This is a genomic window from Flavobacterium sp. (genome assembly GCF_044341265.1).
Classification (GTDB): domain Bacteria; phylum Bacteroidota; class Bacteroidia; order Flavobacteriales; family Flavobacteriaceae; genus Flavobacterium.
Map to the genome: position 1 here is coordinate 1 of NZ_JBIISA010000055.1, position 8,834 is coordinate 8,834.

Here is an 8,834-nt window from a genome sequence, read left to right on the forward strand (position 1 = left end):
ATCACAATTAGAAGGATTAAGTACTTCACAAATTTGGTAAGTTAAAGTATAAGAACCAGCAGGTGTACCAGGCGCAACCACAACATTAGTACCTGATAAAGTAACACCAGGATTAGTTGAAGACACGGAAGTAGTAGTTACCTGAGAAGGAACTACAGCCACACCATTTAAAGTATCGTTTGTAAGAACGTTAGTGAAAGCAGTTCCACCAACAAATCCATTTACAGAAGTACCAGCATCATCATTAGCTACAATTGCAGTTGCTCCAACTGGAACAGTTACAATAGCAGTATCACAATTAGAAGGATTAAGTACTTCACAAATTTGGTAAGTTAAAGTATAAGAACCAGAAGGTGTACCAGGTGCAACAACAACATTAGTACCTGATAAAGTAACACCAGGATTAGTTGAAGACACGAAAGTAGTAGTAACTTGAGAAGGCACTACAGCCACACCATTTAAAGTATCGTTAGTAAGAACATTAGTGAAAGCAGTTCCACCAGTGTAACCATTTACAGAAGTACCAGCATCATTTACGGCATTAATTACAGTAGCAGTAACTGGAACTGTAACAGTAGCAGTATCACAATTTCCTGGATTTAATATTTCGCAAATTTTATATGTTAAAATATAATTTCCGGCAGGAGTTCCTGGATTTACCACAACATTAGTACCTGATAACCAAACTCCTCCATTAGTTGTAGCAATTTGAGTAGTAGTTACCTGAGAAGGCAATACAGCAACACCATTTAAAGTATCGTTAACAAGAACGTTAGTAAATGAAGTTCCACCAGTGTATCCGTTTACAGAAGTACCAGCATCATCATTAGCTAATATTTCTCCAGGTCTAACAGGAACAGTAACAATAGCAGTATCACAATTAGTTGGATTAAGTACTTCACATATTTGGTATGTTAAAGTATAAGAACCAGCAGGTGTACCTGGAGCTACAATTATGGCTCCAGTTGAAGTATTTAATGTTACACCTGGATTAGTAGTGCTAACTTGAGTAAGAATAACATTTGATAATGTTGCAGGACTACTATTTACGGTATCATTCAATAATACGTTTGCTAAAGAAGTTCCTCCAATGGTTCCATTAATACTTGTCCCATTATCATTTACAGCATCGATTACTGCATTTACTGGTACTGGAGTAGAAGTAGAAGTATTATTAGATGTATTTGGATCTGTTTGACTTCCAGAAATTGTTGCAGTATTTGCATAAGGACCTGCAGAATTTACTCTTGCTACAACTGTTAATGTTGCATTTGATCCATTATTTAAGTTACCTATTGTCCAATTTGGTGCAGTCCAACTTCCAACAGATGGAGTTGCACTTACTAATGTATATCCACTTGGTATTACATCATTTAATGTTACACCAGTCGCATTACTTGGTCCATTATTTGAAGCAGTAATTGTAAAAGTAATATTTGTTCCAATTATAGGAGCCATATTACTTGCTACTTTTACAACAGCCAAATCAGCAACTGGAACAGGAATTGGTGTAGCAGTTGATGTATTGTTACTTAAGTTTGGATCTGTTTGATTTCCAGTAACTGTAGCAGTATTAGCATAAGTTCCTGTTGCTCTAACAGTTGCAACAACAGTTAAAGTTGCATTAGAACCATTCGCCAAATTGCCAATAGTCCAGTTAGGAGATGTCCAAGATCCAGATGAAGGTGTAACACTAACTACTGTATATCCAGAAGGTATTGCATCATTAACAATCACACCAGTGGCATTATTTGGTCCATTATTCGCAGCAGTAATTGTAAAAGTAATATTGCTTCCAACATTTGGAGCTAAATTACTAGCAGTTTTTAAAACAGATAAATCTGCAATAGGAACTGGTACAGGAGTTACTGTAGAACAATTGTTTGTTGGAGCTGTTTCTGCATTAGTACCGGAAATACATGCAGTATTTGCATAATTTCCTGAACTTAATACGGTAGCAACTATAGTTAAAGTTGCATTTGCACCATTAGCAAAGTTTCCGATTGTCCAGTTTGGAGCTGTCCAAGTTCCAACAGAAGGCGTTGCACTAACAAGAGTATATCCAGAAGGCAAAACATCGTTTACAACTACATTTGTATCATTACTAATTCCAAGATTTGAAGCAGTAATCGTAAAAGTTACATTACTACCCACATTTGGAGTTGAATTACTTACAGTTTTAACAACTTTTAAATCAGAACATCCTTTAAAAACAGTAGTACTTACACTTGCACTAGTTAAACCCCAACCCCAAGTATTTAATAAACGCCCATTTCCAAAATCATTACAGGTAACACCATCAGTTTCGTTAGCTCCAACTACAGGAGCAGGAATAGCATTTAAAAAGTTTCCATCTCCACTCCAAGCTCTAGTTGGACTTGGAGTACCATTCAATGAATTATTTAAACCAGCTCCAGTTGTATTGTTACTTCCATCTGAACAATCTGTTCCAACATTTGTTAAAGAGCTATCGTCCCAATACATTTGAGAGTTAGCTATAGCTGTCGGGGCAATAGATTGAACATTAAATCCATTTTTATTAAGTTCGGCGTCATACATTGGTAAATTAAACCTTCCAGCCAAATAATTAAGTGTTAATGTCATTTGGGCCCCATCAGGAACCACAACACCAAAACCATTTAAACCATTCCATGAAAATGTATTATTTCCTGCGGCTACTCCATAAGCTTCTAGTATTACGTCAGCACTTGCAGCTTGATAACCTGGAACACCATTTAAATCGATTACTAATCTTACGTCACCAGCTCTTGATATGTTATAATTTATCAAATAAGGTCCGCAATTTGTAATGGAAGGATTTAAAAAGGTAGGAGCAGCAGGAATAGATGCTATAGGATATAATGAAACATCAGGATTATTTAGAAAGACTTTATATCCATTTGTTAAAGCTGGAATTAAAGGCGTATTAATTGATTTTCTAGTTGTAGTATATGCTCCAACTGGATTTACACCATAACTATTTACAGCAAGGTTATATGCAATTGGTTGAAAACCTGGGCGAAAATCTACAAATAAAACTACCTGATCTGCAGTATAAACATAAAAATTTGGTTCAGAACTTGCCGTTACCAAATTTCCATAATTACTATCTACAGCAACAAATCCCCATTTATCTGAGTGTAAACGACCATTTCTTTTTACTCCAGCAGTTGTTGCTACTGTCATATCAAATAATGCACCAACTGCTCTATCTGCGCCAGTTAGTAATGGAGTAACTCCACCATCGTTACTTCTGTAAAATTCTATCCAGTGCTCACCAGCAACAGCAGGGTTAAATATTAATGGATTATAACCAGTTGTTACTCCTCCAATATTTGGTCCAACAAGAGCTTGGGCATGGGTATCAATACTTCCGGCAGAACCTAAAGTACTATTCCACAAACCAGACAAAACTACAGTACCACTAGGGTTTTTTATTCTGTAATATAAATTTGTTAATCTTCCAGGTACTCCAACAGAATATCCTCTCCAATCAAAACCAAAATACATTCTTTCAGTTCCTGCATTTGCGATATTAAAATAAATTCTATTATCCTCACCACAATTGAAGTAGGATCCACTTTGTAAATCTGGCGCACTCAACACTGCAGTAATATTTGCAGCGTTTGGAGAAAGAGTTGGTGTACCTTCAGCAAAAATAGATGTTGAAAATAAAATTAATAATAATGAAAGGATAAACGATTTGTAGTTTATTGTTTTCATAAGCTTGCTTTTTTGCATAAATTTTTTCATGCTTTTATTTGTTTTTTTGTTTGGGACACATCACTGAAATATAGTTATTAACAATGAGGCGTATTTTTTCACGGACCAAAAATAGTTATCAACTTGCTATTAAAACTATTTTATCTATGAATTACATTAATACTCGATTAAATGCTGTTTGTGACTCTTTATTTTGGCGTAAACTCTTATATACATTGTGTTTATGGCGTTTTTAACGTAGTTTAAATTCTACTTTTTTTATTGTTTTTTAATTAACTTTGTATGCTTTTTATTTTGTATGAGAACATTTTTTTCAACCCTAAAATTTTTGTCGAAATTAGAAAGCATTTTTTAATTTTACAAGAAAAAAATCGATTAAATGCATAAAATCACGGATAAAGGGCGTTTTATCGATTAAAAACAATGTAAAATCTTACAAAAACATTTTAAAAATTGAATTGTTAATAACTCTAATAGTAATTTAATGAAAAAATTGACTTTAATTCGACACGCAAAATCTTCTTGGAATAATCCAATTAATGATTTTAAAAGACCAATTATTGAAGAGGGAATTCAAAAAACAATTAAAGTAGCCACAGAATCTAAGAATTTATTTAACGATAAATCTTTAATTTGGGTAAGTTCGGCTGAAAGAACTAAACAAACAGCAAAACTATTTTTGTCAATTTGGGATGAAAATAGCGAAATGCAAATTCAGTTTAAAGATGATTTATATACTTTCGATTTAAATCAATTTGAAAAAATTGTTAAATCTTGTCCAAATGTTTATAAAAACTTAATTCTTTTTGGACATAATAGTGCCATTACAGATTTTGTTAATAAATTTGGGGATATTTTTATTGATAATGTACCAACATCAGGATATGTTTCGATTATTTTCGAAGGTGATGATTGGAATAAAATAAATAAAGGTAAAACAGATAAAATTATATTTCCAAGAGATATTTAACTATGAGTTCAGAGAATAATTTCCGATATATTGATAGAGAAAAGAGTTGGCTTACTTTTAACGCAAGAGTTTTGCAAGAAGCTGCAGATGAAACAGTCCCATTACTGGATAGACTTCGTTTTTTGGGTATTTTCTCAAATAATCTTGACGAATTTTTTAGAGTGCGTTTTGCTGCAATTAGAAGATTAAGTCTTTCTGGTCAAACTGGTGAAAAAATTTTAGGCGGAATTACTGCGCAACAATTAGTAAAGGATATTACTGATATAGTAATAAAGCAACAATCAGAGAGCTTGAGAATCCTTGAAATAATCGAAAAACAATTAGAGAAACAAAACATTATAATCGTTAATGAAAATGAGTTATGTCAAGAGCATCAAAATTTTGTTCACGATTTTTTTATTCAAAAAGTAAGTCCAGAACTGGTTACAATTATCTTAAATGATTTGGCAGAATTTCCTTTGCTTAAGGATACTGTGGGATATTTAGCCATAAAACTTGTAATGAAAACTTCTGAAAAAGCTAAAGTATTGGGTCTTGTAAAACCTAAAAAAGAGGTTCGTTATGCAATCATTGAAATTCCTAAAACATTCAATAGAATAGTTGTACTTCCTGCAATTGGAGAAAAACAATACATAATGCTATTAGATGATGTAATTCGTTATAATTTAAGTAGCATTTTTAATATTTTCGAATACGAAAGCATTTCTGCACACATGATTAAAATTACTCGTGATGCTCAATTGGATATTGATAGTGATATGAGTAAGAGTATGTTACAAAAAATAGCTACTTCTGTTAAAGATAGAAGAATTGGTGAACCAGTTCGTTTTGTTTATGATAAAAAAATTGATAAAGATACCCTTTCATTTTTCTTAGATAGAATGGGAATAGAATCTACAGATAGTATTATTCCTGGAGGAAGATACCACAATCGTCGTGATTATATGGATTTTCCAAATCTTGGGCGTTTTGATTTATTATATCAACAAAAACTTCCATTACCAGTAGAAGGATTGTCTCTTGAAGGAAGCATACTAAATAGAATTGCCAAAAAAGATTACTTAATTTTTGCACCCTATCAATCCTATTCTTATTTAATTAAATTTTTGAGAGAAGCAGCTCTTGATCCGAAAGTAACTTCAATTAAAATTACTTTATATCGATTAGCAAAAAACTCACAAATCATCAGCTCTTTGATAAATGCGGCTAAAAATGGTAAGCGTGTTGTGGTTCAAATTGAACTTCAAGCACGATTTGATGAAGCCAACAATATTTCCTACGCAGAGCAAATGCAACAAGAAGGAATTGAATTGATATTTGGTATCAAAGGATTAAAAGTACATAGTAAAATATGTGTTATTGATAGGTTGGAAGAAGGTAAAGTAAAACGTTACGGATTTATATCAACTGGAAATTTCAATGAGACTACTGCTAAATTTTATACCGATGTAACTTTGTTTACAAGCCACAATCAAATTCTAAAAGATGTAACCAAAATCTTTGAGTTTTTTGACATCAATTACAGATTACACAGGTACAAACATTTAATAGTTTCACCTCATTATTCGCGTTCAAAATTTAATAAATTAATTGATAGAGAAATTCTTAATGCTCAAGTTGGAAAACCAGCTTACATTAATTTAAAAATGAACAGTTTGTCAGATTTTCAAATGATTGATAAATTGTATGAAGCAAGTAATGCTGGAGTGAAAATGAAACTTCAAATTAGAGGTATATGTTCGTTAATTCCTGGCGTAAAAGGAATGAGTGAAAATATAGAAGCAATAAGTATCGTTGATAATTTCCTTGAACATTCAAGAGTTTTTATTTTTGGTAATAATGATAACCCAGAAGTATTTATTTCTTCGGCGGATTTTATGACAAGAAATCTTGACGGACGAGTTGAAGTAACGTGTCCAATATATCAAGAAGATATTAAAAAGCAATTAATAGAAACCTTTGAAGTGGGTTGGAAAGGAAACGTAAAAGCACGTTTACACTCAGAAAAATTAGATAATAAATATCGAGTTAGAAAAGATGGCGAGTCTGTTTTCCGAGCACAACACGAAACCTATAATTACTATAAAAATCAGCAAGAAGACAATAATATTTTTTAAAATACAACCCAAAAGAATAAATGATTTCAATAAAAAAATATGCAGCAATTGATATTGGGTCTAATGCCATGAGATTGCTTATAACCAACATAGTTGAACAAGATGGAAAGGAAACACAATTCAATAAATCGGCTTTAATTCGTGTGCCAATTCGTTTAGGACAAGATGCTTTCACTGTTGGTGAAATTACCAATGAAAATATTGATAGAATGGTTGATGCTATGGAAGCTTTTCGACTTTTAATGAAAGTTTATAAAGTAGAAAAGTACAAAGCTTGCGCTACATCTGCAATGCGAGAGGCATACAATGGTAAAGAAGTTGTTGAGATTATTAAGAATAAATCAGATGTTGAAATTGATATTATTGACGGAAGAGTTGAAGCAGCAATTATTGCATCATCAGATTTGCATAGCTTTCTTGCTACTGATAAAACTTACTTATATGTAGATGTTGGAGGTGGAAGCACAGAATTTTCACTATTTTCTGATGGAAAAATGATTAATTCAAAATCATTTAAAAACGGAACGGTACGATTACTGAACAATATGGTAAATGAAATCGTTTGGATAGAAATCGAAAAATGGATTAAAACCAACTGCGAACCTTATGAAAATATTACTTTAATTGGTTCTGGTGGAAATATTAATAAAATTCACAAATTATCTGAAAAACATCAAGATAAACCATTGTCTTATGTTTATTTAGCATCTCAATATCAATACTTAAATTCACTAACTTACGAACAAAGAATAGCTGAATTAGGTTTGAATACAGATAGAGCCGACGTAATTATTCCTGCAACACAAATTTATCTTAACGCAATGAAATGGAGTGGTGCTAGACAAATATATGTACCAAAAATCGGACTTTCAGACGGAATTGTAAAAGCAATGTATTATGGTAGAATATAAAATTTAAATGTATGAAAAACTTAAAATATCTTTTTGCATTTATAACTGTCTTACTTTTAATTTCTTGTAAGCAAGAAACTTCATCGAGCTCTTATTTTAATTCTGAAGAAAAAGGAGTTAAAGTTGGTGGCGTCAAAATGGTTACCATCGAAACTCCAAAAGGAAAGTTCAATGTTTGGACAAAGCGCATCGGAAACAATCCAAAAATCAAGTTATTGTTGTTAAATGGCGGTCCAGGAATGTCGCATGAATATTTTGAGTGTATGGAAAGTTTTCTTCCCAAAGAAGGAATTGAATTTATCTATTATGATCAATTAGGAACTGGTTTTTCTGAAAATCCAAACGATACAACAATGTGGGATTTGCCTAGATATGTTGAAGAAGTAGAACAAGTTCGTGTAGCATTAAATTTAAACAAAGATAATTTCTACTTATTAGGTCATTCTTGGGGCGGAATTTTAGGAATGCAATATGCTCTAAAATATCAAGACAATTTAAAAGGATTAATAGTTTCCAATATGATGGCAAGTTGTCCTAAATATGGTGAATATTCCAAAGTTTTAGCCAAACAAATGAATCCAGAAATCTTAAAAACCATTAAAGATTTAGAAGCAAAGAAAGACTACAACAATCCAAAGTATATGGAATTATTAATGGCTAATTTCTACAATAAGCACATTTTAAGAAAACCTGTTAATGAATGGCCAGAGCCAGTAAATCGCTCAATGAGAAGATTAAATCAGTCACTTTACATTACAATGCAAGGTCCAAGCGAATTAGGGATTTCAGGAAAATTAACCAATTGGGATGTTTCTAAAGAATTGAAAAATATCACAGTTCCAACATTAGTAATAGGAGCAAAATATGATACGATGGATCCAGAATATATGAAATGGATGGCAACTCAATTCCCAAAAGGAACTTACTTATATTGCGCCAATGGAAGTCATATGAGTTTATACGACGACCAAGAAACGTATATGAAAGGATTAATTGAGTTTTTGAAGAAATAGAATAAAAAAAAACGCTTCTAATTACGAGGGCACTGAAAAACATCGTTTATTTTGATTAGCACCGTTTTTTAGAGAATAAAAAAACGCTTATAGTAGGATT

Annotated in this window: 5 protein-coding genes; 4 read left to right on the forward strand and 1 reads right to left on the reverse strand. The window is 32.2% G+C overall.

Going from position 1 to position 8,834, the window contains the following annotated elements:
- The coding region (locus ACIQ06_RS15730; protein WP_396147876.1) for a DUF11 domain-containing protein at positions 1–3,723 on the reverse strand (3,723 nt) is incomplete at its 3' end.
- A gap of 484 nt (positions 3,724–4,207) precedes the next feature.
- On the opposite strand from ACIQ06_RS15730, the gene ACIQ06_RS15735 reads away from it, so the two are divergent.
- Genes ACIQ06_RS15735 through ACIQ06_RS15750 form a run of 4 tightly spaced genes read left to right on the forward strand, consistent with a single transcriptional unit; the run spans position 4,208 to position 8,734 of the window.
- On the forward strand, positions 4,208–4,693 hold the full coding sequence (locus ACIQ06_RS15735; protein ID WP_396147877.1) for a SixA phosphatase family protein: 486 nt from the start codon (positions 4,208–4,210) through the stop codon (positions 4,691–4,693).
- A gap of 2 nt (positions 4,694–4,695) precedes the next feature.
- Positions 4,696–6,810 carry a polyphosphate kinase 1 gene (gene ppk1 / locus ACIQ06_RS15740; RefSeq protein ID WP_396147878.1) on the forward strand — a complete coding sequence of 705 codons (2,115 nt, stop codon included), beginning with the start codon at positions 4,696–4,698 and terminating at the stop codon, positions 6,808–6,810.
- Between the two features lie 20 nt (positions 6,811–6,830).
- A complete protein-coding gene (locus ACIQ06_RS15745) occupies positions 6,831–7,721 on the forward strand; it encodes a Ppx/GppA phosphatase family protein (RefSeq protein ID WP_396147879.1) in 891 nt (296 codons plus the stop codon).
- A gap of 11 nt (positions 7,722–7,732) precedes the next feature.
- A complete protein-coding gene (locus ACIQ06_RS15750) occupies positions 7,733–8,734 on the forward strand; it encodes a proline iminopeptidase-family hydrolase (protein ID WP_396147880.1) in 1,002 nt (333 codons plus the stop codon).
- The last annotated feature ends 100 nt before the right edge of the window (positions 8,735–8,834 follow it).